Source organism: Collinsella aerofaciens (genome assembly GCF_015555045.1).
Classification (GTDB): domain Bacteria; phylum Actinomycetota; class Coriobacteriia; order Coriobacteriales; family Coriobacteriaceae; genus Collinsella; species Collinsella aerofaciens_W.
The window spans coordinates 1-1586 of the sequence record NZ_JADNJQ010000059.1 but is presented as its reverse complement, the minus strand read 5'-3'; the positions used below and the strand labels follow the sequence as shown (position 1 = coordinate 1586).

The window sequence follows — 1586 nt, the reverse complement described above, 5'->3', positions numbered from 1 at the left end:
TTAATATGAGAAAGCCATTGTCAATAGGCGTGTTTGTTCGAGCCCGGTTTTAAACCGGGCTTTTTCGTTTCCCGTCGGGAGGGCCCGCGCACGCTGCACGTTTAGTCGACGCTTGCCTGGCAAGCTAATATCCGCGGGCTCTTGCGGGCGCGCTGCCGGCGGTCAGCCCGGTATGTCCGCGCACCCCACCGCATTTCGATTCTCCGTCCGGCGCGCTCGTCCGAAACCAGTCTTGTTCACGGGCGCGGCCCTTGGGCTGCCCAAAAAAGGTTCGTGAACGCGCGCCGGCGATGCGTCGAGGCGCGGGCCCTCCCGGCGGGAGGCTTGTTGTCCGACGGGGTCAGCTGAGGGTCCCCTCCGCCCGGCGCCCGATCTCCCAGACCCAGCAGGCGAGCTCGCGCGCGACGGCGGCGTTTGCCTTGCACGAGCTCTTGCCCGCCGCCGCCAGCGCCTCGCGGCGGCGGCAGAGCCTGGCGGTGCAGGCGTCGGCGCGCGCCCGGATCGCCGCGGGGACGTCCGCGCCGGGCGCCGGGGCCTTCGGGCGGGGCGTGCACGTCAGGTAGTGCCACGCCGACTCCACCAGTGCCGTCCTGGCGAGCCGGTTGCCCGTCTTGGTTATCCCGCCGCGCCGCTCGGTCTCGCCGCTCGAACGCTCCGACGGGACTAGCCCGCACCAGCTCGCGAAGGCCGGGGCCGTCCGGAACCTCGTGAAGGAGCCCGCCTCGGCTGCGAGCCTGAAGGCCGTCAGGGTGTCGATTCCCTTGATGCAGGAGAGCGCCTCGACGGCCGGGCGCCACCGGTCGGTCCGGGCGAGGGCGAGCACCTTCTTCTCGAGCTGCCGGCGGTCCGACTCCGCGCACCTCGCGGCCGTGACGTAGTACTCGAGCACGTCGCGCTGGGGCCCCTCGAGCCTGATCCCGGATATCCACCTCCAGTGGGCGCGCGTCCAGGATCCCTTCCTCGTCCCGTCGGCGTTGCGCTCGTCCCAGACGTGGCCCAGCCTGATCAGGAACATGTTGAGTCGCTGCCTGGCGCGGCGGTACTCCGCCGTGGCGTCGTCGAGGGCGCGGTCGAGGTCCCGGGCGGCCTCGACGGCCGCATCGGGCAGCGGGACCTCCACGATGTTGTGGGTGGCGAGCATGCGGGCGATGAACTCGGCGTCGCGCCGGTCGTTCTTGCGGCGCGCGTCCGCCGCCGGCCTCTGCATCTTGGAGACGGCGGCCACGGCGCAGTCGAGGCCGAGCGCGCGCAGCTCGCGCGCCATGTGGAAGCCGGTGGGGCCGCTCTCGTAGCAGGCCCTGGGCTCCTCGAACCCGAGGGCCCACTCCGCGATCTCGGCGGCGTCCGTCCCGAAGTCACGGTGCACCACCTCGCCGGTGAAGGGGTTGAACGCCGCGGCGGCGACCGATCGCGCGTGGACGTCCAGGCCGATGGAGGTAACATGGGGCATGGGAAGCCTCCTCCCCGCAGGTGCGGTAAGGGCTACCGCACGGGCCGATACTCAAAGCCCATTGTGGCATCCCGAGCCCGCGGAAAGAAGCTGCGCCGCGGGGGAGGCGACCCAAATGGCTTTCTCATATCGTCTT

The 1586-nt window shown here is 70.7% G+C and carries 1 protein-coding gene; it reads right to left on the bottom strand.

The annotated features are described in order from the left end of the window. Positions 1 to 340 precede the first annotated feature (340 nt). On the bottom strand, positions 341 to 1450 hold the full coding sequence (locus tag I2E45_RS10300; RefSeq protein ID WP_195445987.1) for an IS110 family RNA-guided transposase: 1110 nt from the start codon (positions 1448 to 1450) through the stop codon (positions 341 to 343). Between the last annotated feature and the right edge of the window lie 136 nt (positions 1451 to 1586).